Origin of the sequence: Pseudomonas saliphila (genome assembly GCF_008638345.1) — a bacterium.
Taxonomy (GTDB): Bacteria; Pseudomonadota; Gammaproteobacteria; order Pseudomonadales; family Pseudomonadaceae; genus Halopseudomonas; species Halopseudomonas saliphila.
Genome location: NZ_VTVA01000012.1, coordinates 61,474 through 83,144 on the forward strand (window position 1 = coordinate 61,474; position 21,671 = coordinate 83,144).

Here is a 21,671-nt window from a genome sequence, read left to right on the forward strand (position 1 = left end):
TCAAATCACCTTAGCTTCGTTCTTCAGTTTATCGAGTAGTTGAGTCACGTCCTCGACCAAGATGCCTGCCTTGCGTGTGGCAGGCTCCGTTACTTTGAGCACGGTGAGGCGTGGCGAAATATCTACTCCCAGATCAGCCGCCGCCACCACTTCCAGCGGCTTTTTCTTAGCCTTCATGATATTCGGCAAACTGGCATAACGAGGTTCATTAAGCCGGAGGTCTGTAGTAATAAGCGCTGGAAGTCGCATCTCCAGGGTCTCGACACCATCATCTATTTCCCGCATGACCTTAGCGAGCCCTTCGGAAATGGCGACGTTGGAAGCAAAGGTCGCCTGCGGCCAGCCCAACAGCGCTGCAAGCATTTGACCGACCTGACCTGCATCGTCATCAATGGCCTGCTTGCCACAGATCACCAATGAAGCTGACTCGCTGATCACAACGGCTTTAAGCAGCTTGGCAACGGCAAGTGGCTGCAGATCGCAATCGGTTTCCACCTGTATGGCGCGATCGGCCCCCAGTGCCAGTGCGGACCGCAGGGTCTCCTGGCAAACATGACCACCGCAGGAAACTGCGATCACTTCACTTGCTTCACCAGCCTCCTTAAGGCGTACCGCCTCTTCAACAGCGATTTCGTCAAACGGATTGATACTCATCTTGACGTTATCCAGATCAACTCCGGAACCATCGTTTTTTAGCCGCACTTTTACATTAGGATCAATCACCCGCTTTACTGGTACAAGAATTTTCATACTCCACTCCAGAAACTGTAATCTGCCCTGGCGCGCTATGAACCGGTACCGCTGGGCTTGTCTGTAATAAGGTAACCAGCGCGCCCGGTAGTCTCATCGTCGGAACCGACAAATCATTCATGCATCAATCCCTCACTGCGCCACAGAATCTCAAAAAATCGTCGTATCCGCCGATGCCGTGACAGGGGCGCAAGCCTATATATGAAGTAACACTTACTACTATTCAGGGCTAAAACATATGGCTGGACCCCTCCACGGAATTCGCGTGATAGAAATGGCCGGACTCGGCCCCGGGCCCTTTTGCGGGATGATGCTGGCGGATATGGGTGCTGAGGTTATCTGTATCGAACGCAAACCCACTACCGCGCAAAGCGAATTCGACAAAATGAAGAGAACCGTCACCGACAGAGGGCGCCGATCAATCGCATTGGACATAAAAAAAGAGGGCGCCGCCGATTTGGCACTACGCCTGATAGATACTGCCGATGTGCTCATCGAGGGGTTCCGGCCCGGTGTCATGGAACGCCTCGGGCTGGGCCCAGACCTATGTCTGGCTCGCAACCCGCGCCTCGTTTACGGCCGCATGACGGGATGGGGCCAACATGGCCCTCTGGCCCAAAGCGCCGGGCATGACATCAACTACATCGCCATCAGCGGCGTCCTTGGCGCCATGGGATATGCCGACCGCCCACCGACGCCCCCGTTGCACCTGGTCGGAGACATGGGTGGCGGCGGTATGATGCTCGCATTCGGCATCGTTTGCGCCCTGCTTGAAGCCAAGAGTTCAGGCTTGGGTCAAGTGATTGATGCTGCCATCTCGGACGGTACCGCCAGCCTTGCAAGCATGTATTACGGCATGCGCGCCAAGAAGCAGTGGAGCGAGCAGCGGGCCGATAATCTGTTGGACGGCGGGGCGCCCTTCTATGGCTGTTATGAATGCTCTGACGGTCGCCATATCGCCATCGGCTCCATCGAACCACAATTCTATCGCCTTCTTCTCGATCTGTGTGGCCTGGATGATCCAGCGTTTACCGATCAATGGAACAAACCGGCATGGCCTCGACTTCAAGAGAAGCTTCGCAAAGCATTTCTTCTTCGCAGCCAAGAAGAATGGCGTGCTCTGCTGGAAGGAACGGATGCCTGCTTTGCACCCGTCCTGGACTTCGATCAGGCTTTGGAACATCCACATCACCAAGCCCGCAATACTTTCATCAACATCGATGGCATACCTCAGCCTGCACCAGCACCAAGATTCAGCCGCACCCCCGGCAGCGCCGGTCGTTTACCGGAAAGCGTCGGGCAACACACTAGTGAAGTTCTGTTCGAAGCAGGGTTCTCAGAAGCCGAGGTGGCGGATTTTTCTGCCGCAGACATCATCTGATGTCGGAGCGGCCGCAAGAATAGGTTGACCAAATCACGCTTTGCTATATGCCGCCCCTTATGACCCGTCAATAACCCGCGCAACGGGAAAGTTGAATTACATTGGAGGAATATAATATGAACAATGATACAAATGCAGCGGCAAGAATACAGGGGCGTCTCGCGGGCAAGGTGGCAATAATCACTGGCGGCGCTAGCGGCATAGGCCGCGCTTCGGCGCTAGCCTTCCTTGCTCAGGGCGCCAAAGTGATAATCGCTGATCTTAATACTGACACTGCCGAATCGACCCTGGCGTTAGCTGCCGAAAAGGGACATGCAGCGTCGATCAATTTCCTGCGTACGGATGTCTCCCGCGAAGAAGATATCGAAGCGGTGATCACCCTGGCCCTGAATAAGTTTGGCCGTCTCGACTGCCTCTTCAACAATGCCGGTGCCGGCGGTGCTATGAGCCCAATCACCGATACCTCGATCGAGGATTGGGATCAAACCAACGCATTGTTGTTGCGTTCTGTTTTCCTTGGCATCAAGCATGGTGGCAAGGCAATGAAACAGCAAGGCTTCGGCGGCTCAATCATCAATACCTCGTCCACTGCGGGGCTCAATGCCGGCAGTGGACCAGCAGCCTATTCGGCGGCGAAAGCAGGCGTTGTCAACCTGACCCAAAGTGCGGCTGTAGAACTCGCCTCTGCCCGCATCCGGGTCAACAATATTGCGCCTGGCGGCATCTATACTCCACTGATTCGCGGTGCGAAAAGTGAACAGGAAATGCATGCTTTCATGAAAGGCCGCATGCCATGGCCGGAGATCGGCCTCCCCGAAGACATAGCCAATGCAGCCCTGTTTCTGGCGAGTGATGAGTCGCGCTTCTGTACGGGAACTACCTTGCTTATCGACGGAGGCTTACTAGCGTGGGGGCCAGGTCTATTTCCCTTTGGCGGTATTTATAATGAAGACCAAAGCTTTAGCGCCGGTAATGTTGGGCAGAATTAGAGCCGGATGCGCCTCCTTAAACGCCGCTTGACCTTATCGGTAGGCGGCGCTTTCTCTCATGCATAGCACAGACCGACATTCAAACTACCCTGGGCTAACCATCAACTGAAAGTGGGAACCCTCAGCGAATCAACCCCAGACGTCTGGCCATATTCACTGCTTGGGTACGGTTGTTGGCGCCGAGCTTGTTATTTATCTTACGAAGGTGTGATCGGACCGTGCTCTCGGTCACGAAGAGCTTTTCAGCAATGCTATTATTTGACAAACCAAAGGATACAAACTCAAGGATATTCGCTTCCCGCTCAGACAGAGAAATCGAAGCGTCCAATATCCGACCCTCCCCGTCGTCTAGATCGAGATTGTATCCTCCACGTAACAAAATATGATCAATGAACAGAGTCAGCTCATCACCTTGTTCTTTGCCTTCTATCTGCATCGCCAAACGCAGCTCACGTATCAGCTCGAAAATTGGGGGACCTTCTTCCAGGAAAGTACGGCTCAGTCCTTCGTTGCAAGCCGTTTCGGCACATTCCTGAATCATCCGCATGGCCATCCTCAACTGCCCAGACATATGTAATGCCTTAGCCAATAGAATTTTGAGCTTTAAGACCCGCCGGTTGCGAGAGTGGTTTTGAGCTGTTCGGATTTCAGCTTTGATCGAATCAACAATACTCACCTCTCCATAGCCATACACAAACAGACGGAAGCGACAAATTTCTGTAGTTTCCAGGTCGTTGGCCGGCATCACCATCCCTCGCAGACTAGTCCATGCAGCCGGATCCTCGGCTCGCTCACACTGATTCTTTGCCTCTATAAGGTCTCCTCTCAACAAGGCCATTCTGGCTCTTTCCAAGTGAGCAGACGCAATCACACGCGGCAGGTTGTTCTGCCGACCAAAGTATTCCAGTTCGCTCAAACTATGATAGCAATGATCGAGGTCGCCACGATTGTGAGCTATGCGTGCGTAGATAACATGACTGATAATCAATTGATCTGGTAAAGCATATTCTTTGACAATTGGCAGATAGAGCGCCAGCAACTGCTCCGCCTCTTCTAGCTCATCAGTATCGTACAGAGCCTCGGCAAGATATACCGCTGCGATAGAACGTCCAACGCTACGACTGCCAAAAGCAACTTCTGCCTCGCCAAGAGCCACACGAAAATGTGCAATGGCTTCTCTCACACGTCCCTGCGCTAGGCTTACAAGGCCTTGCAGACACATCGTATAAACGGTCGGGAAAGTCGCGTTCTGGCCTCCCCCTCCTAAACTCGCATGAGTGAGTAATTCTATCGCGTCGGAGTAGCGGTTAGCGGCTACTCGCCAAGTAGCCAGCGTAGTAGAGAGAACCGCATAGCAAAAGCTCTCCCGCTTAGGAATGGTGTGGAGGACCTCCTCCGCTAGCCAAAAGCCCTCCTCATGGCGATCAAGAATCGCGAGAATATATGGTCTCAAGGCGTCAACTTCAGTAGATATTTCATCATTCGCCAGCGCCCCCTTATCATTATCCAATTCCTCCAGACGTCGCAGTGCCTCAGTGCCGCGCCGAGTAAAGGTCAGCGCCCATATGCGGGCAAGCCGCAATCGGGGTTTGAGTCGAAGCGACTCATCGGGTAGAGCATCAAGCCAACGCGCCAGCAGTCGGAAACGACCGTCAAAAAGCAGACTATCGCTACGGGAAGCAATCAGAGACAAAGCATAATCGGTCATGCCCGAGGCAAGCGCGTGTTCGATTGCCGGAATCGGCCGTCCTTCCGCCTCATACCATTTGGCCGCGTTCAAATGAAGATTGGCAATCTCCTGAGGGTACTGACGTTGAAGCTGGTCTCGTAAGAAGGCAGCAAAAAGACCATGATAACGATAAAGGTTCCGCTCGCCCCCGTCCAAGGTTGTGACGCAGACGTTGGAGTGTTCCAGTCGCGCTAACACCCTATCGCTGTCATTGCGGCCGCATACAGCGTCGCACAGGGATCTGCTCAGTTCGCTCAGGATGCTGCTCTTGAGGAGGAAACTCTGTATATCTTCCGGCTGGCTCGAGAGAAAAGCCTCGATGAGGTATTCGGTCATGATTGAGCTGGAAGATGAAAATGTAGAAATAAAAGCTTCCGGATCTTCCCGAACTTCCAGCGCCATAGAGACCAACCAGAGAGCCGCTGGCCAGCCTTCGGTATCCCCGTAGACTTTGGAGATACCCGCCTCGGAAAGTTTCAATCCTCTTTGAGTACGAAAGAAAAACTCAGCCTCCGCCCGGGAGAAGCGCAACCACATTTGGTCCACCTCGACCAATTGGCCCTGGGCACGTAGGCGGCCAAGCTGCAAGTTGGGTGTCTCGCGGGAGGCAATCGCCAACTGTCCTCCTGCTGGCAAGTGATTGATGATCACTCTCAGCAGGTCATCAATGGAATGATTGGAAACCGACTCGAATTCGTCAATAAAAAGCGTGAATGGATGTTCACAATCAGCCACGCGATCCACCAATTTCAGCGCCAGCTGATCGATTCCCTGTGTTACCACAGGTGCAACATAGCGCTCAGCATCGCACTCCGCCGGTCTCAATATCAGATCGAAAGCATCGATGAGATAAGCCAGGAATCGACGGAAGTCATCGTCTCGATAGTCCAGCGTCAACCAGACGACACGCCTGCCCTCGGCCTGAAGATAATCAAGATACTGGCGCATTGCTGTAGTCTTGCCGAAACCCGCAGGCGCCCTGAATAGAACCAATTTGGCATCGGCAGCCCGCCTCGCCAATTCTGGGATGTCACTGCGTGTAACATTTCGGGAGGCCAACGATGGCGCAGCTAACTTGGCTCGCCGGACATAGTTGGACAATTCTAGCTGCAATCCGACCGAATCAATCGCTGGGTTATTCTGCATACAGTTTCTCCCTTTTGTTATTTGACTAGTCGTCGATCCCATCAAGGTACCCGGATGCGACAAGCCGGATGCGGGACGATTGAATTGACGGACCAAGCAAAACCAGCATGTCAAAAATCACACAGGATGCACAAGATCCGTCATGGCGATGACGACTGCTGCTTTCTTATGGATAGTCCCATATACACCGTCAAATGAAACTGTCTAATACGACGATGCCCACCCTCTCCATTCTGTCCAAACTAGGCAGTGAGAAGCAAACAGGCGGCATGACTCTCTGGCGACCCGCCTTTTAGTCATGACTAACAGACCGACGCAATTTGGAAGATTAGCAGATGACTCAGGAACTCAATTTTTCCGGCAAGACAGTGCTGGTAGTGGGGGGATCAAGCGGCATCGGTAATGCTATTGCCCAGGCTTTTCTAGCCAAGGGCGCAAGTGTCCATGTCTGGGGCACACGTGCCGATGCTGATGCCTATGCTGATTCTCCCGATTCGAATCTCGCCGGTTTACAGTATGAACAAGTTGATTTGTCTGATTCCCAAGCGATCGAGAATTGCTTGCCAGCCTTTGATAGCCTCGACGTATTGGTACTCAGCCAAGGTATCGTTCTCTATGATCGGGCCGAGTTTCAACCCAACAATTTCCGCAAGGTGATCGAAGTCAACTTGAACAGCCTGATGGACTGTTGCGCACGCTTTCATCACATGCTTAAGGCCAGTGCCGGTTCGGTTATCGTCATCAGCTCCTCCTCCGCCTTCCACTCCACCCGCGGCAACCCGGCCTACGGGGCCTCCAAGACCGGAGCCATGGGCCTGACCCGCAACCTCGCCGATGCCTGGGCAGCGGACAGCATCCGAGTCAATGGCATCGCCCCCGGCATGGTGCCCACCAAGATGACCAAGGCCACTACCGACCACCCGAAACGGGTCGAGGCGATGTGCGCACAAATCCCCCTGGGCCGCCTTGGCAGGACCGAGGAAGTCGCCGGAGTCGCCTTGTTCCTGGCCTCCCCCCTTGCCTCGTATGTGATCGGCCAGACCATTCCGGTCGACGGCGGTCTGACCTTGCGCTAATTCGGGAGAACGAGATGATGAGCGACACCTGGCGACAACTGGTGGATGTTGATCGGCTTGCCACCTGGATGGACAGCCGCGGCCTGGAACAGGGGCCAATCGAAGATGCTAGGCCCCTGACCGGCGGAACCCAGAACCTGTTGCTGCGCTTCCGGCGCGGCGAACGACTATTCGTGCTGCGCCGCCCACCGCAGCATCCACGCATGGACGGCACCGCGACGATGCAGCGTGAAGCCAGAGTGCTGGGCGCCCTGGCTGATACCCAAGTACCCCATGCGCGCCTGATCGCCAGTTGCGACGACAGAGCGGTACTCGGCGCCGGCTTCTACCTGATGGAGCCGGTGGAGGGTTTCACCCCCACCGGGCCGCTGCCTGCGCTCTTCGTCGAGCACTCCGGTTACCGCCAGCGGATCGGCCTGGCCATGGCGGAAGCCATCGCCGAACTCGGCAATGTTGACTACCTGGCAGCAGGCCTTGCCGATTTCGGCAAGATCGACGGATATCTGGAACGCCAAGTGGGCCGTTGGTTGTCCCAACTCGAAGGCTATCGTGATTATCCAGGCTGGCCCGGACCAGCAAGCATTCCGGGTATCGACTCGGTAGGAGCCTGGCTGGAAGCCAGCAAACCGGCCCGTTTCCAGCCGGGTATCGTGCACGGCGACTATCACTTGGCCAACGTCATGTTCCAGCACGAACGGCCGGAACTGGCGGCGATAGTCGACTGGGAGCTGACCACCATAGGCGACCCGCTGATCGATCTTGGCTGGCTGATCGCCACTTGGCCCGACGAGGACGGCGCCGGCATCGTACCCAAACTCGAAGCGTCTCCCTGGGAGCATTTTGTCCGCACCGATGAACTGATTGACCGCTATGCGCAAACCAGCCAGCGGGATCTATCGGACCTGCGCTGGTACACGGTACTGGCCTGCTACAAGCTCGGCATATTGCTGGAAGGCAGCTATGCCCGTGGCTGCGCCGGCAAGGCGCCGATGGATGTGGGCCTGTCGCTGCATGCCGCCACACTCCGCCTGTTCGAACGCGCCCAGGATTGGATGGAAAGACGCTAAGCGCGCGCTGCTCCGCTTCCACCGGCGTTCGCCCGACCTGTAATGAGGAGAATTGATCGATGAAAGCACTCTGTTACCGAGGTCCACGCACCATCCACTATGAGTCGGTGGCGGACGCCAGGCTGGAAGACGATAGCGATATCGTGCTGCGCATGGAAGCATGCGGAATATGCGGCAGCGATCTGCACATCTACCACGGCCAGCCCTTTTCCGGAACCGAAACCCCCTGTTTCAGCGTTGGCCACGAAGCCGTCGGCGAAGTCATGGAAGTCGGCAAGGCGGTGCGTCGCTTCAGATCCGGTGACCGGGTAATGCTCTCCGCCTCGGTAGGCTGCGGCACCTGCCGGAACTGTCTGATAGGCAATGTCCTGGCATGCACCAACGCCCCCATGCGCATCTATGGCATCGGTCGCGGGCTGGCCGGTTGCCAGGCCGAAGCCATTCGCGTGCCGGCCGCCGACGTCAATGCCCGCCTGATCCCGGAGGGCATCAGCGTCGAGCAGGCCATCATGCTGACCGACAACCTCCCCACCGCCTGGTTCGGATGCATCAACGCCGGCATCCGGCCTGGTGACACGGTGGTGATCGTCGGGCTCGGCCCGATCGGCCTGATGGCCGTGGAAAGCGCCTTCGTACTCGGCGCCAGCCAGGTCTTTGCGATTGACCTGGTACCGGAACGTCGCCAGATCGCAGCAAGCCTGGGAGCCACTCCACTGGAGCCCGCCACCGCACTCGCCGAAGTCCACGACGCCACCGACGGGCGTATGGCGCACTGCGCGGTGGAAGCCGTCGGCCTTGACGCCACCATACAGCTGGCCATCGCACTGGTCGCCAGGCAGGGCACCGTTTCGGTGGTCGGCGCGGGCACCGCGACCAGCAAGGACTTCCCCATCCGCGAGTTGCTGATCCGCAACCTCACTTTCCGCGCCGGCGTGTGCTCGGTACAGGAGCATTGGGAATCACTGATCCGGTTCATTCAGCAAGGGCGGCTGCACCCCGAGCGTTTCGTCAGCCACTCCCTGCCCTTGAGCCAGGGCGCGGAAGCCTACCGAATGTTCGACGCGCGCACCGATGGCGCGCTGAAGATGCTCATGACGCCATAACCCAGACCTGTCATCACCACGAGAGAATCACCATGAATTTCGATTTCAGCCCCAAGTCAAAAGAACTCCAACAACGGCTACTGCGCTTTTTCGACGAGCACATCTACCCCAACGAGCATCGCTTTAGCGAAGAAGTGGAAGCCAACCGTCAGGCCGGCAACGCCTGGCTGGCGACCGATATCATCGAGGAACTCAAGGCCAAGGCAAAAGCCGAGGGCCTGTGGAACCTGTTCCTGCCGCATTCCGCGCGGGCGCCGGAAGGTCTGTCCAATCTGGACTATGCCCCGCTTTGCGAAATCATGGGGAAAGTGCACTGGGCACCCGAGGTATTCAATTGTTCAGCACCGGATACCGGCAATATGGAAACCCTGGAACTCTACGGCACCGAGGCTCAGAAGGACGCCTGGCTCGATCCGCTGCTGCGCGGTGAAATCCGTTCCAGCTTCGTCATGACCGAACCGAATGTGGCCAGCTCGGATGCCACCAACGTGCAAACCCGGATCGAGCGTGATGGCGACCACTATGTCATCAACGGCAGCAAATCCTGGATTTCCGGCGCCGGCGATCCACGCACGAAGATATTCATCATCATGGGCAAGACCGACCCGACCGCCGCCCGCCATCTGCAGCAATCGATGATCCTGGTTCCCGCCGACGCCCCCGGCGTCACCGTGGTGCGGCCGCTGCGGGTACTCGGGTTCGACCACGCTCCCTCGGGTCACATGGCCGTCGAACTGGTCAACGTCAGGGTGCCGGTCGGCAATCTGCTCCTCGGCGAAGGCCGTGGCTTCGAGATCGCCCAGGGCCGCCTGGGGCCAGGGCGCATCCATCACTGCATGCGCTGCATCGGCGTCGCCGAGCGTGCCCTGGAACTCCTGGTGCGGCGCGCCAAGAGCCGCGTGGCGTTCGGTCGCCCGCTATCCGAGCAGGGCGTCTGGCGCGAACGTATCGCCGAGGCGCGCATCATGATCGAACAGGCCCGCCTGCTAGTGCTCAAGACCGCCTACCTGATGGACACCGTCGGCAACAAGCAGGCGCGCGGCGAAATCGCCATGATCAAGGTACTGGCGCCCAACGTCTCCAGCCGGATCGTCGACTGGGCCATCCAGATGTACGGCGCTACCGGCCTTTGCGATGACACACCACTGGCCGAAATGTACGGTCTGCAGCGAGCCATCCGTTTTACCGATGGCCCGGACGAAGTACATCGCAACGCCATCGCCAAACTGGAGCTGGCGCGCTACGACGACGCATAGAACAGCTCACGTCGTGTCTCGTACACCCGTAAACATGCTTGAGCCCATGCTGGCATATGGGTTCTTCTGGGGATTCTGGTGACTTACCGCTTCGACACGATAACCGGTACGCTCGAGCGCGGCGTCTTGTTCGCCACGCTCGACAATCCGCCTTGCAACGTGATGACGCTGCAGGTGATGTCCGATCTGACCGAACTAGGTCGAAAGATCGCTACGGACGACAGCGTTCGTGTCCTGGTGCTGCAGAGCCTGGACCCGGAGTTTTTCGTCGTGCATTTCGATACCCTCGTCGTCATCCAGAAGTCGATCGAGGGGCTGCCCAAACGGTCCAGGGAATTAAGCCCGCTGCAGGCCATGTGTGCAGTGCTCAGAGACAACCCGAAACCCAGTCTGGTGAAAATTGCCGGCCGCGCCGGCGGTGGCGGCAGCGAATTGGCTTCATCCTGTGATATGCGATTTGGTGTGCGCGGCAAAACCCTGCTCAACCAGATGGAGGTGCCGCTTGGCCTACTACCTGGTGCGTCGGGATCGCAGAATCTGCCTCGGCTCATGGGCCGTGGGCGAGCGCTCGAAGTCATCCTCGGCGGTGACGATCTCGATGCCGAGACGGCAGAGCGATGGGGGTATCTCAACCGCATCTTCGACACCGTTGAGGAAATGAACAGCTTCGTCGATACCTTGGCGTTTCGTATCGCGAAATGGCCGCCCCACGCGGTGGCGCTGGCAAAGGAGTCGGTGGGCAACATCGATCTCCCATGGCGGCAGGGATTGCTGGAAGAACAGTTGCTCGCTGCGCACGCGGTACGCGATCCCGCGACAAAAAGACTGCTGCGCAAATTCATGGAACTGGGTGCGCATACCCGCGATGGCGAGGCGTGCATGGGGGCATTGCTCATCAAGGTCGCAGAGGCTCTGGCTACCGAGTCGGAGACGAAAAATAAGGACCATATACCCTGAGCAGCAACTGCTGGTTACCACCGGACCGTATTCATGGCAAGTTGCTTGAGTCCCAGGCCCGGCTTTCAATCAAGAGCAGTCACAATAATAAATAGAGGCTTTCCCATGATGATGAAAAAAAAGATTCACAGGGCATGGCTGTTGCTGGCCTTCAGTTGCCTGTTGGTGGCGACCGGGACTGTCATAAATTTTGTGTTTGGGCATAACATGCGTTTAGAGGTGCATGATGCCAAGCAAAAAGAAATCGGCCGCCGAGGCCAAGCAGGACCTGACATCCATTCCGAAAGAGCTGATCGATCAGTTCGTCAAAGGCCCAATGACCGCTGAGGCCATTCAGGATGCCTCTATGGCTTTCAAGAAAGCGCTGGTCGAGCGCGCCCTGGGAGCCGAGCTGGGCCACCATCTTGGCTATCCTCCGGGTGCCGAACGTCCAGAGGGCGCCAAAAACCAGCGTAACGGCACAAGCAGCAAGACCGTACTGACTGACGATGGCCCACTCGGTCTCGATATCCCGAGGGATCGTGATGGCAGCTTCGCGCCGATCCTGGTCCCCAAGCATGCGCGACGCTTTACCGGCTTCGACGACAAGATCATTGCCATGTACGCCCGAGGCATGACGGTGCGTGATATCCGCGCCTTTTTGCTTGAGCAATACGGCACAGACGTTTCCCATGATTTCATCAGCTCAGTCACCGATGCCGTGATGGAGGAAGTTGGTTCATGGCAACAGCGGCCTTTGGAACCGATGTATCCGGTGATCTTCTTCGATGCCTTGCGGGTAAAGATCCGTGACGAGGGCATGGTGCGTAACAAGGCGATCTATCTGGCCTTGGGCGTCTTACCGGACGGTACTCGCGACATTCTGGGTATCTGGATCGAGAACACCGAAGGGGCCAAGTTCTGGCTGAAGGTGTTCAACGATCTGCGCAACCGAGGCGTTGAGGATATATTGATTGCAGTCACGGACGGCTTGAAGGGTATGCCCGAGGCGCTGAGCGCTGTGTACCCTGAAACGACACTGCAGACCTGCATCGTCCACCTGATACGCAACAGTCTGGACTATGCCCCCTGGGACAAGCGCAGAGCGCTGGTCAAGGCGCTCAAGCCTATTTACCAGGCCTTGAATGCAGAGGCTGCCGAGCGGGCTCTGGACGAATTTGAAGCCGGGCCGTGGGGCAAGCAGTATCCGACCATCGTTGCGGCCTGGCGTAGGGCCTGGGACCGCGTGATACCGTTCTTCGTGTTTCCCCAAGCGATCCGCAAGGTGATCTACACCACCAATGCCATCGAAAGCATCAATGCGCAGTTGCGCAAGATCATCAAAACGCGCGGGCACTTCCCTAATGATGAGGCTGCGACCAAGCTGATCTGGCTGGGACTACGCAACATCACGGCGAACTGGGGGCATGCGGCACACGACTGGAAGAATGCGATGAATCAATTTGCGATTTTATATGAAGACCGTTTCATCAGGCCAACCTGGTGATTTACCGGCCTGTCAGGTGACGGGCCATAACAGCCCGAACACAAAAAATCTGACAGTCCCTGGCGACCATGGGCACGACGACCTTGCTGTCTTTCTTTACCTTGCCGGTATCCACCGCACTGGACGTTCCAAGGGCTGCCTTTACTCTCTATACCAGCATCATGTCACTCATGGTCATTGTTTCCATGCCTTTCTGGGGCAAGATGCTGCCCAAGATAGGCATCAGGGCCATGGTCGCCATCTCCGGTGCAGGCGCCGGTCTGTCCTATATAGCGATGTCATACTTTACCAGCCTATGGCAGTTCTACGTTGCCGGCATTGTCGTCGGCTTTACCTTGCCAGCATGCTCGTTCCTGCCGGCATCGGTCATCATCACCAACTGGTTCGAGCATCGCAGGGGAATGGCCATGGGCATTGCCATGGCCTTTACCGGTGTCTATGCCGCCATTGCCAGCACATTCCTACCCAGCATGATCATGAAAACCGGCTGGGAGTCCGCTTACCTGTTCCTGGGAATAGTGGTGCTGGCCCTGACGATACCCATTGCGCCTTTCCTGCACATACATCCGTCGAAGGTTGGTTTGAGTCCATATGGCGCCAAGGTAGCCCCGGCATCCGAGCCACTCGACACCCAGCCGGGCATATCCGCCAGACGAGCCTACAGATCGGGAGCGTTCTGGCTGATTTGCACGGCACTGTTTTTCGGACATGCCTCCATCATCGGCTTCATTCAGCATGCCCCGGCCCATTTGACCAGCAAGGGCGTCAGCCCGGTCGAAGCCGGAACCTTCATGAGCCTGTGCATGCTTTCCCTCATAGGCGCGAAAGTGATGCTGGGCTGGCTGAATGATCGTATCGGGACGATCAACGCCAATTTCATCTGCCTGTTCTTGGGATCACTGGCGTTATTGCTGTTTACCAGAATGGACGGGCAGCCGGTCATATCGGTTATCGGCATAACGTTGTTCGTTGCCTATGCCTTTGGCTACGCCTACAACAGCATCTTCCCACCACTTCTGATATCGCGGATGTTCGGCGCGACAAAGGACTTCGCCTCCATATATGGCGTCGCCTATGCCCTCGCCTGTGTCGGTGTCGCCGCAGGCCCGCCCCTGTTCGGTACATCCTACGACCTGACCGGCTCCTACGACACCATGCTGATCATCAGTCTCGGCTTTGTCGCCATCTCCGCAGTGCTGACCATCCTTGCCTTGAGGCTGAGCGACCGCATTCCCAAGACACTGTAAGCCAGCCAGGCGACAGGCGTTGCCTGGGCTTCAGGCCCGGTTCACCCACACGAGCTGGTCACAATAATAAATAGAGGCTTGTCCATGATGATGAAGAAAAAGATTCACAGAGCATGGCTGTTGCTGGCCTGCAGTTGCCTGTTGGCCGCACCGCTGGGAACGATAACCCTGCTGTCCTTCTTTACCTTGCCTGTCTCCACGGACCTGGAGGTTCCGCGGGCGGCCTTCACTCTCTATACCAGCATCATGTCGCTCATGCCCCTGGTTTCCATGCCGTTCTGGGGCAGGATGCTGCCCAGGATAGGCGTCAGAGCCACGGTCGCCATCTCCGGAACGGGCGCAGGCCTGGCATTCATAGCCATGTCGTACTTCACCAGCCTGTGGCAATTCTATGTTGCCGGTATTGTCATCGGCCTGACATTGCCCGGCTGCTCGCTGCTGTCCGTGTCGGTCATCATCACCAACTGGTTCGAGCGCCGCAGGGGAATGGCCATGGGCATCGCCGTGGCCTTTACCGGTGTGTATTCCGCCATCGCCAGCACATTCCTTCCCGGCATGATCATGGAAGCCGGCTGGCAGCCCGCCTATCTGCTTCTCGGAATAGTCGTGCTGGCGTTGACGATTCCGACCATACCGTTCCTGCACAGCCAGCCGTCGGAGGTGGGCCTGAAGCCCTATGGCGCCAAAGAAGAAGAAACCTCATCTACCCAACCACTCGACGCGCCTCCCGGTATCACTACCAGGGCAGCTTACCGGTCAATATCGTTCTGGCTCATCTGCACGGGGATGTTTTTCGCGAATGCAGCCATCACCGGATTCATCCAGCACGCCCCGGCTCACCTGGTGAGCAAAGGTATCAGCCCGGTCGAAGTCGGCACCTTCATCAGCCTGTGCATGCTTTGCATGATAGGCGCCAAAATAATCCTGGGCTGGCTGAATGACCGTATCGGGACGGTCAACTCCAATCTCGTCTGCCTGTTCTTCGGGTCGGTGGCTTTGTTGCTGTTTACCCAGATAGACGGGCAGCCGGTCATATCGGTCACCGTCATAGCGCTGCTCGTTGCCTATGCCTTTGGCTACGCCTACCAAACCATTTTTCCGGCTCTGCTGATATCGAGAATGTTCGGTGCAAAGGACTTCGCCACCCTCTACGGCACGGCGTTTGCCCTGGCCTGTCTCGGGGTTGCCTCGGGGCCACCACTGTTCGGGACATCCTACGACCTGACCGGCTCCTACGACACCATGCTACTCGTGGGAATAGGTTTCGTCGCCATTTCCGCCGCCCTGACCGTCATTGCCGTCAGGCTGAGCGACCGCATTCCCAAGACCATCTTAACCAGCCAGACAACCGACACCGTCGCATCCATCAATTAGGATAGGAGTTCTCGCATGGAGAACATCAAGCAGAAACCGGAGGGAACCATCGCCGTGGTAACCGGCGCGGCGCGCGGGATTGGGCGCGCCATCGCCGAACGCCTTGCCGGAGAAGGTGCTCGCGTCGCCTGCGTCGACATCAGCCCGGCGCGCCTCGAGGCGTCCGTCGCGCAAATGCGCGCCGATGGCCTGGACGTCCACGCGTATGTGCTCGATGTCGCTCGACGCAGCGAGGTGCGTGAAGTATTCCAGCGCATCGAAGCCGACCTCGGCGGGCCGCTGGCGACGCTCGTAAACAACGCCGTCTGGGCAAGCTATCAATCGATCGAAGAGATCGACGAAGAGACCCTGGAGAAGATGCTCGCCGTGGGCCTTAAAGGCATCATCTGGGCAACCCAGGCGGCAACGGCGCAGATGAAGCGGCGCGGCTCCGGGACAGTTATCAACCTCAGCTCCGCGGCCGCCGTTCTGGCACTCAAGGACTCCGTCGCCTACTGCGCCATCAAGGCGGCGGTAGCGGGTCTGACGCGGGCCGCGGCACTCGATCTCGGCCCCTATGGCATCAGGGTGAACGCCATCGCCCCCGGCATGATCGGCACACCGGCCTCGCTGGGGAAATTCGACCAGGCCACCCTGCACGCCAGAGAGCAGAACGTACCCATCGGCCGCTTTGGCGACGCCAGCGAAATTGCCGCGGTGGTGGCGTTCCTCGCCTCGGCGGACAGCAGCTACATCAACGGTGCCCTGATCATGGCCGATGGCGGCCTGACCATAGCAGGCACCTGAGCCAGTCATTGGCCCATGAGGACAAACACATGCAACGGTTACACAACAAACGCGCGATCATCACCGGCGCCGGCAGTGGCATCGGCCGGGCCAGCGCCCTGCGCTTCGCCCAGGAAGGCGCCCAGGTGCTGGTCACCGGCCGCACCGCAGCCAGGGTCGAGGAAACCGCCGAGCTGATCCGTGCCGCCGGCGGCAACGCCATTGCAATGGCGGCGGATGCATCGATCGAGGCCGACGTCGAGGCTATGGTCACCCGCTGCATCGCTGAATTCGGCGGCCTAGAGATATTCTTCGTCAATGCGGCAACCTGGGTTGGCAATGTCTCGTTGTTTGAGCAGACCGTTGCTCAGTGGCAGGAAGTTCTGCAGGTCAACCTGATCGGCGCCTTTCTCGCCACTAAGCATGCCGGCCGTCACATGCGCGCCCAAGGCCTCGGCTCGATCATATTCACCTCCTCGGTGGCGGCCTTGCGCGCCAATGCCGGGGATGCGGCCTACAGCGCCAGCAAGGCCGCCATCAACTCCCTGGCGCAAGTGGCCGCCAACGAGCTTTCCGGCACCGGCGTACGGGTCAATGCCATTCTGCCGGGGCTCATCGAGACGGAAGGCACCCGGGCGCTGTTCGACGCAGCCAAAGCACGCGGCGCGGCATCCAGACTCGGGCAGGTCAATCCGCTCAAGCGACCCGGACAACCCGAGGAAATCGCCGCCATGGCGGCATTCCTCGCCAGCGAAGATGCGTCCTATGTCAACGGCCAGGCCATCGCGATCGATGGTGGGGTATCGAGCACGCACCCGTTCGGCCGCCTCAATTGATCTAACGCCAACCCAAGACGCCTGACTTTGGTGTCACTGGAAGCCAACTCCATCAAGCAGGAGCTATCCCGTGGACCTGGAACTGCCGAAGAAACTGACCGACTACCTCGCCGAGCTGGATGACTTCATCGAACGTGAAATCAAACCGCTCGAAAATGAAAACGACAACATCCGCTTTTTCGATCACCGCCGCGAGAACTCGCGCACCGATTGGGAAAAGGATGGCCAGCACGCCAAGGACTGGAAGGCGTTGTTGGCCGACGTGGTACGCCGCGCCGACGCGGCGGGCCATTACCGCTACGCCTTGCCCAAGGCCTATGGCGGCCGGGATGGCAGCAACCTAGACATGGCAGTGATCCGCGAGCACCTGAACGCCAAGGGCCTGGGCCTGCACAACGATGCCGCCAGCGAGCACGCCATCGTTTCCGTGCAGGTACTCACCGCCCAACTGCTGATCGAGTTTGGCAGCGAAGCGCAAAAGCGGAAATACCTGCCGTCGCTCCTCGACAGTTCCGCGGCGATGGCCATGGCGATCACCGAGCCCGATCACGGATCGGACGCCACCCACATGGAGACCGTCGCCAGGCGCGAAGGTGAGCACTGGATCATCAACGGCAGCAAAACTTGGAACTCGGGCGCCAACTGGACCGACACCAACATGGTGTTCGCCCGCACCAGCGGCAAGGCCGGCGACGCCACAGGCATCACCGCCTTCCTGGTGCCGCTCAAGCCCCAACAACCCGAAGGGCATGTGGTGGAGGAGCTGCTATGGACCTTCGTCATGCCCACCGATCACGCCAGCGTCAGCCTCACCGACGTCAAGGTTCACAACGACGATATCGTCGGTCGTGAAGGCCAGGGCCTGGCGATCGCCCAGCGCTTCTTCAACGAAAACCGCATCCGCCAGGCGGCGGCGAGCCTCGGCGCGGCGCAATACTGCGTCAACGAGTCGGTCAAGTACGCCAAGCAGCGGGCACCCTTCGGCAAGCCGCTGGCGAGCAATCAGGGCATCCAGTTCCCGCTCGTCGAGTTGCAAACCCAGTGCGAAATGGTCCGCGCCCTGCTGCACAAGACCGCCTGGATGATGGACAAGTACGGAGCGGCGGCGCAAGGCGACAAGGTTTCGATGCTCAACTTCTGGGCCAACCGGCTCTGTTGCGAAGCGGCCGACCGGGCCATGCAGGTGCATGGCGGCCTGGGCTATTCCCGGCACAAGCCTTTCGAACACATCTACCGCCACCATCGCCGTTATCGCATCACCGAAGGCACCGAGGAAATCCAGATGCGCCGTGTCGCCGGCTACCTGTTCGGCTTCATGAAGCTGGGTGGCGAAGCATGAGCGGGCCACTGGCAGGGGTGAAGGTCGTCGAGATCGTCGGCCTGGGCGCGGCGCCGTTCTGCGCCATGATGCTGGCCGATATGGGCGCGCAAGTGATCCGCATCGACCGGCCGGGCGGCGGCGAGATCATGAAACTGGTCGAACCGCGTTTCGACGTCATGGCCCGTGGGCGGCGCTCGGTGGCCATCGACCTGAAAAAACCGGGCGCCACCGAGGCCGTGCTCGACCTGGTGGCGCAAGCCGATATTCTGCTAGAAGGCTTCCGTCCCGGTGTGATGGAGCGCATGGGGCTGGGCCCGGACACCTGCCTGGCGCGCAACCCCAAACTGGTCTACGGGCGCATGACCGGCTGGGGCCAGGACGGCCCGCTGGCGCAGGCAGCCGGCCACGACATCAACTACATCGCCCTGGCCGGTGTGCTGCATACCATAGGCGCGCTGGGCGAACCGCCCTTGCCGCCCATGAACCTGATCGGCGACTTCGGTGGCGGCGGCATGCTGCTGGCCTTCGGCATCCTCTGTGCCCTGCATGAAGCAGGACGATCCGGCCACGGCCAGGTGGTCGACGCGGCCATGGCCGAAGGCTCGGCGCTGCTCGCCGCCATGAATTGGGGCTTCAAGGCCGCCGGACTGTGGCGCAACGAGCGCGGCAGCAACGTCAATGATGGTGGCGCCCACTTTTACGCTGCCTACGCCTGCGCCGATGGTCACTGCATTTCGATCGCCTCGGCCGAACCGCAGTTCTATGCCCTGCTGCGCCAGAAACTGGGGCTGGACGACCCGGCTTTCGATGCGCAACACGACCACCGGCGCTGGCCGGAACTCAAGGAGCGGCTCGCCGGGATCTTCAAGACCAGGACCCGCGCCGAATGGTGTGCGTTGCTGGAAGGCAGCGATGTCTGCTTCGCTCCGGTACTCGACTGGGATGAAGCGCCCGGCCATCCGCACAACCGCGCACGCGGCATGTTCATCGACATTGATGGCGTCACCCAGCCGGCACCGGCGCCACGCTTCAGCCGCAGCTCGCCGCCACGGCCCAGCGCCCCCTCCGCCCCCGGCGCCGATACCGAAACGGCATTGCGCGACTGGGGCTTCGATCCAGGCCGGATCGACGCGCTGCGCGCCAGCGGGGCGCTACCGCCGCAGCCGGGTACCTGAATCCAGCCCCCTCCGACAACAGGAAGACACATGACCATGTTCATCGACAAGAGCCGGGAAGCGGTACAGGACTGGGACGCCATCTCCCGCTACCTCGCCGGGCAAAATATAACCCTCGACCGCGACATCGAGATTCGCCAGTTCGCCTCGGGCATCGCCAATATGAACTACCTCGTTTCGCTCGATGGCAAGCCGGCGGTGTTCCGCCGACCACCCAACAACGACGCGCCCCCCGGCGCCTACGACTTCGCCCGCCAGCACAAGATCCTCTCGCGGCTGGGCAAGTGCCTGCCGACCACGCCGCTCGGGCTGGCGTATTGCGACGACACCAGCGTGATCGGCGTGCCCTTCCTGATCAGCGAGTTCCGAAAGGGGGTCGCCATCTCCCGCGAACTGCCGGCGCGGCTCGCTGGGGTGGACGACATCGGCGGCAAGCTCAGCGCGCTGATCGTCGGCGCCCTGGCGCAACTGCACCGCATCTCCCCTGCCGAGGCCGGGCTCGCCGACCTGGGCAAGGCCGAAGGCTTCATCGCCCGGCAAATCCACGGCTGGCACAAGCGCGCCTCGCGGGTCATGTCGGGCCAGCAGATGCGGATGGTCGACGTGCTTCGGGACTGGCTGGTCGCCCACCAGCCGGCCGAACGGCCGACGACCCTGGTGCATCTGGACTTCAAGCTGGACAACGTGCTGGTCGATCCAGACAGCCTGACCGTGCAGGGCATCGTCGACTGGGAGATGGCGACCATCGGCGACCCTTACTACGACCTGATGCTGATGCTCAGCGTCTGGGGCGAGCCGGCGGACAGCTTGGTCTATGCACGGCAGTGGTGCATGCCCTGCACCGCTCCCGGTTGGTGGACCCGGCGCATGGCGCTGGAGGCCTATCAACAGCAGACCGGCACCCACCTGCCCGAGCCGGAGGTGAAGTTCTACTGGCTGCTGGCGATGTTTCGCAACATCGGCGCACTGGCCCAACTGATCGTACTTTACCAGCGCGAGGCCATGCCGAACGCCAGCACCATCGACATGCCCGCCGTCCTCGCCTCCACCCTCGACCACGCCATGGCCTTGACCCGCAGGCCGCTCGACTGGTAGAGGAGCTAACGTGGCAAACATGCACCGGGCGTCGGCGCAAGACCATCCTGCCGCACCCGATCACCAACACACTGAGCAAAAGATAAGGAGCCGCCGACATGAAAAAAGAAACCGCTCTGCCCCCTTCGCATGGCACACAGCCGTTTGACCAGGTAATCTTCAAACGACGCTCGGTTCGTGGCTTCCTTCCCGATGAAGTACCCGACGACAGGTTGCAGGAGGTCTTCGCGCTTGCTCAGCAGACGCCATCCAACTGCAATGTACAACCCTGGATAGTCCATGTGGTGTCGGGCCAGGCCCGGAATACTCTCCAGGAGGGATTGCTCGCAGCGGCTAGGTTTCCTGAAAACATGCATCCAGACTGGCCCGTTGACATCAAGTATGAAGGTGTCCACCGGGAAAGGCAGTTCGATGCCGCCATCCAGCTCTATGGCGCCATGGGTGTGGAAAGACAGGACATGGCCGGGCGCAATGAAGCCTTCCTGCGCAATTTCGCCTTTTTCGACGCGCCCCACGTAGCCTTCATCTTCTTGCCGGTGCCCTTCGATGTCCGCCAGGCAACGGACTGTGGCATGTATGCCCAGACGCTGATGCTGGCAATGACGTCGCGCGGGATTGATTCCTGCGCCCAGGGCGCCCTGACTCTGTATCCCGACCTGGTACGCGAACAGCTCGGCATTTCAGCGCAACAGCGATTGCTGCTGGGAATCTCCTTCGGTTATGAGGATATCGAGGTGAAAGCGAACGCCGCCCGTGTTGGCCGGGGAACGCTGTCCCAATCCGTACGATTCCACCGCTGAATCATGTGACGGGTATAAAGCTGTCGTTTCGGACGATGACACCCAGGACCGATCCCAGAAGTATGGCAGGCAACCGGCGGCGGCTGTCCCGTGGGAGGGACAAGGGCGCTTTTATGGA

General features: G+C 59.0%; 18 protein-coding genes. 16 read left to right on the forward strand and 2 right to left on the reverse strand.

Going from position 1 to position 21,671, the window contains the following annotated elements:
* Positions 1-750, reverse strand: coding sequence for an electron transfer flavoprotein subunit beta/FixA family protein (locus tag FHK95_RS13625; protein WP_150305183.1), 750 nt, complete (start codon positions 748-750; stop codon positions 1-3).
* A 238-nt stretch (positions 751-988) separates the two neighbouring features.
* Between FHK95_RS13625 and FHK95_RS13630 the strand changes: the two genes are divergently transcribed.
* Together FHK95_RS13630 and FHK95_RS13635 are read left to right on the forward strand one after the other, a co-directional pair.
* Complete coding sequence (locus FHK95_RS13630; protein ID WP_150305184.1) at positions 989-2,131, forward strand: CaiB/BaiF CoA transferase family protein; 1,143 nt, start codon at positions 989-991, stop codon at positions 2,129-2,131.
* 116 nt (positions 2,132-2,247) lie between these two features.
* Positions 2,248-3,120 (forward strand): SDR family NAD(P)-dependent oxidoreductase, encoded by an 873-nt coding sequence (locus FHK95_RS13635; protein ID WP_206668577.1) that lies wholly within the window; start codon positions 2,248-2,250, stop codon positions 3,118-3,120.
* A gap of 121 nt (positions 3,121-3,241) precedes the next feature.
* Here FHK95_RS13635 and FHK95_RS13640 read toward each other — a convergent pair whose 3' ends face one another.
* The gene (locus tag FHK95_RS13640; protein WP_178114792.1) at positions 3,242-5,995 is read right to left on the reverse strand and encodes a LuxR C-terminal-related transcriptional regulator; all 2,754 of its coding nucleotides are present in this window, start codon (positions 5,993-5,995) and stop codon (positions 3,242-3,244) included.
* Between the two features lie 335 nt (positions 5,996-6,330).
* Here FHK95_RS13640 and FHK95_RS13645 point away from each other — a divergent pair, with 335 nt between their 5' ends.
* The 14 genes from FHK95_RS13645 (at position 6,331) to FHK95_RS13710 (ending at position 21,553) form a co-directional block, all read left to right on the forward strand.
* On the forward strand, positions 6,331-7,071 hold the full coding sequence (locus tag FHK95_RS13645) for an SDR family NAD(P)-dependent oxidoreductase (RefSeq protein WP_150305186.1): 741 nt from the start codon (positions 6,331-6,333) through the stop codon (positions 7,069-7,071).
* 14 nt (positions 7,072-7,085) lie between these two features.
* Positions 7,086-8,138, forward strand: coding sequence for a phosphotransferase family protein (locus tag FHK95_RS13650; protein WP_235906784.1), 1,053 nt, complete (start codon positions 7,086-7,088; stop codon positions 8,136-8,138).
* Between the two features lie 59 nt (positions 8,139-8,197).
* The gene (locus tag FHK95_RS13655) at positions 8,198-9,241 is read left to right on the forward strand and encodes an alcohol dehydrogenase catalytic domain-containing protein (RefSeq protein WP_150305187.1); all 1,044 of its coding nucleotides are present in this window, start codon (positions 8,198-8,200) and stop codon (positions 9,239-9,241) included.
* Between the two features lie 32 nt (positions 9,242-9,273).
* Positions 9,274-10,497 (forward strand): acyl-CoA dehydrogenase family protein, encoded by a 1,224-nt coding sequence (locus tag FHK95_RS13660; RefSeq protein ID WP_150305188.1) that lies wholly within the window; start codon positions 9,274-9,276, stop codon positions 10,495-10,497.
* 78 nt (positions 10,498-10,575) lie between these two features.
* Positions 10,576-11,454 carry an enoyl-CoA hydratase/isomerase family protein gene (locus FHK95_RS13665; RefSeq protein ID WP_150305189.1) on the forward strand — a complete coding sequence of 293 codons (879 nt, stop codon included), beginning with the start codon at positions 10,576-10,578 and terminating at the stop codon, positions 11,452-11,454.
* Positions 11,455-11,680: 226 nt separating this feature from the next.
* A complete protein-coding gene (locus FHK95_RS13670) occupies positions 11,681-12,940 on the forward strand; it encodes an IS256 family transposase (RefSeq protein WP_150305242.1) in 1,260 nt (419 codons plus the stop codon).
* A gap of 68 nt (positions 12,941-13,008) precedes the next feature.
* Positions 13,009-14,187, forward strand: a complete 1,179-nt coding sequence (locus FHK95_RS13675) for an MFS transporter (RefSeq protein WP_150305190.1) — start codon at positions 13,009-13,011, stop codon at positions 14,185-14,187.
* A 141-nt stretch (positions 14,188-14,328) separates the two neighbouring features.
* Positions 14,329-15,561, forward strand: a complete 1,233-nt coding sequence (locus tag FHK95_RS13680; protein ID WP_178114793.1) for an MFS transporter — start codon at positions 14,329-14,331, stop codon at positions 15,559-15,561.
* A gap of 15 nt (positions 15,562-15,576) precedes the next feature.
* Positions 15,577-16,347, forward strand: a complete 771-nt coding sequence (locus FHK95_RS13685; protein WP_150305192.1) for an SDR family NAD(P)-dependent oxidoreductase — start codon at positions 15,577-15,579, stop codon at positions 16,345-16,347.
* A 29-nt stretch (positions 16,348-16,376) separates the two neighbouring features.
* Complete coding sequence (locus tag FHK95_RS13690) at positions 16,377-17,162, forward strand: SDR family NAD(P)-dependent oxidoreductase (protein WP_150305193.1); 786 nt, start codon at positions 16,377-16,379, stop codon at positions 17,160-17,162.
* A 70-nt stretch (positions 17,163-17,232) separates the two neighbouring features.
* Entirely contained in the window at positions 17,233-18,501 is a 1,269-nt protein-coding gene (locus tag FHK95_RS13695; protein WP_150305194.1) for an acyl-CoA dehydrogenase family protein, read from the forward strand.
* Positions 18,498-19,658, forward strand: coding sequence for a CaiB/BaiF CoA transferase family protein (locus tag FHK95_RS13700; protein WP_150305195.1), 1,161 nt, complete (start codon positions 18,498-18,500; stop codon positions 19,656-19,658). Before FHK95_RS13695 ends, FHK95_RS13700 begins: the two co-directional genes overlap by 4 nt.
* Positions 19,659-19,688: 30 nt before the next feature.
* Complete coding sequence (locus FHK95_RS13705; RefSeq protein ID WP_150305196.1) at positions 19,689-20,753, forward strand: phosphotransferase family protein; 1,065 nt, start codon at positions 19,689-19,691, stop codon at positions 20,751-20,753.
* Positions 20,754-20,851: 98 nt separating this feature from the next.
* On the forward strand, positions 20,852-21,553 hold the full coding sequence (locus tag FHK95_RS13710; protein WP_150305197.1) for a nitroreductase: 702 nt from the start codon (positions 20,852-20,854) through the stop codon (positions 21,551-21,553).
* Positions 21,554-21,671: the final 118 nt, after the last annotated feature.

What these genes read in the sequence shown, in the direction of transcription:
- FHK95_RS13690 (WP_150305193.1), top strand. Translation starts at nt 16,377, where the DNA reads ATGCAACGGTTACACAACAAACGCGCGATCATCACCGGCGCCGGCAGT.
- FHK95_RS13635 (WP_206668577.1), top strand. Translation starts at nt 2,248, where the DNA reads ATGAACAATGATACAAATGCAGCGGCAAGAATACAGGGGCGTCTCGCG.
- FHK95_RS13660 (WP_150305188.1), top strand. Translation starts at nt 9,274, where the DNA reads ATGAATTTCGATTTCAGCCCCAAGTCAAAAGAACTCCAACAACGGCTA.
- FHK95_RS13685 (WP_150305192.1), top strand. Translation starts at nt 15,577, where the DNA reads ATGGAGAACATCAAGCAGAAACCGGAGGGAACCATCGCCGTGGTAACC.
- FHK95_RS13655 (WP_150305187.1), top strand. Translation starts at nt 8,198, where the DNA reads ATGAAAGCACTCTGTTACCGAGGTCCACGCACCATCCACTATGAGTCG.
- FHK95_RS13650 (WP_235906784.1), top strand. Translation starts at nt 7,086, where the DNA reads ATGATGAGCGACACCTGGCGACAACTGGTGGATGTTGATCGGCTTGCC.
- FHK95_RS13710 (WP_150305197.1), top strand. Translation starts at nt 20,852, where the DNA reads ATGAAAAAAGAAACCGCTCTGCCCCCTTCGCATGGCACACAGCCGTTT.
- FHK95_RS13630 (WP_150305184.1), top strand. Translation starts at nt 989, where the DNA reads ATGGCTGGACCCCTCCACGGAATTCGCGTGATAGAAATGGCCGGACTC.
- FHK95_RS13705 (WP_150305196.1), top strand. Translation starts at nt 19,689, where the DNA reads ATGACCATGTTCATCGACAAGAGCCGGGAAGCGGTACAGGACTGGGAC.
- FHK95_RS13640 (WP_178114792.1), bottom strand. Translation starts at nt 5,995, where the DNA reads ATGCAGAATAACCCAGCGATTGATTCGGTCGGATTGCAGCTAGAATTG.
- FHK95_RS13700 (WP_150305195.1), top strand. Translation starts at nt 18,498, where the DNA reads ATGAGCGGGCCACTGGCAGGGGTGAAGGTCGTCGAGATCGTCGGCCTG.
- FHK95_RS13645 (WP_150305186.1), top strand. Translation starts at nt 6,331, where the DNA reads ATGACTCAGGAACTCAATTTTTCCGGCAAGACAGTGCTGGTAGTGGGG.
- FHK95_RS13675 (WP_150305190.1), top strand. Translation starts at nt 13,009, where the DNA reads ATGGGCACGACGACCTTGCTGTCTTTCTTTACCTTGCCGGTATCCACC.
- FHK95_RS13625 (WP_150305183.1), bottom strand. Translation starts at nt 750, where the DNA reads ATGAAAATTCTTGTACCAGTAAAGCGGGTGATTGATCCTAATGTAAAA.
- FHK95_RS13670 (WP_150305242.1), top strand. Translation starts at nt 11,681, where the DNA reads ATGCCAAGCAAAAAGAAATCGGCCGCCGAGGCCAAGCAGGACCTGACA.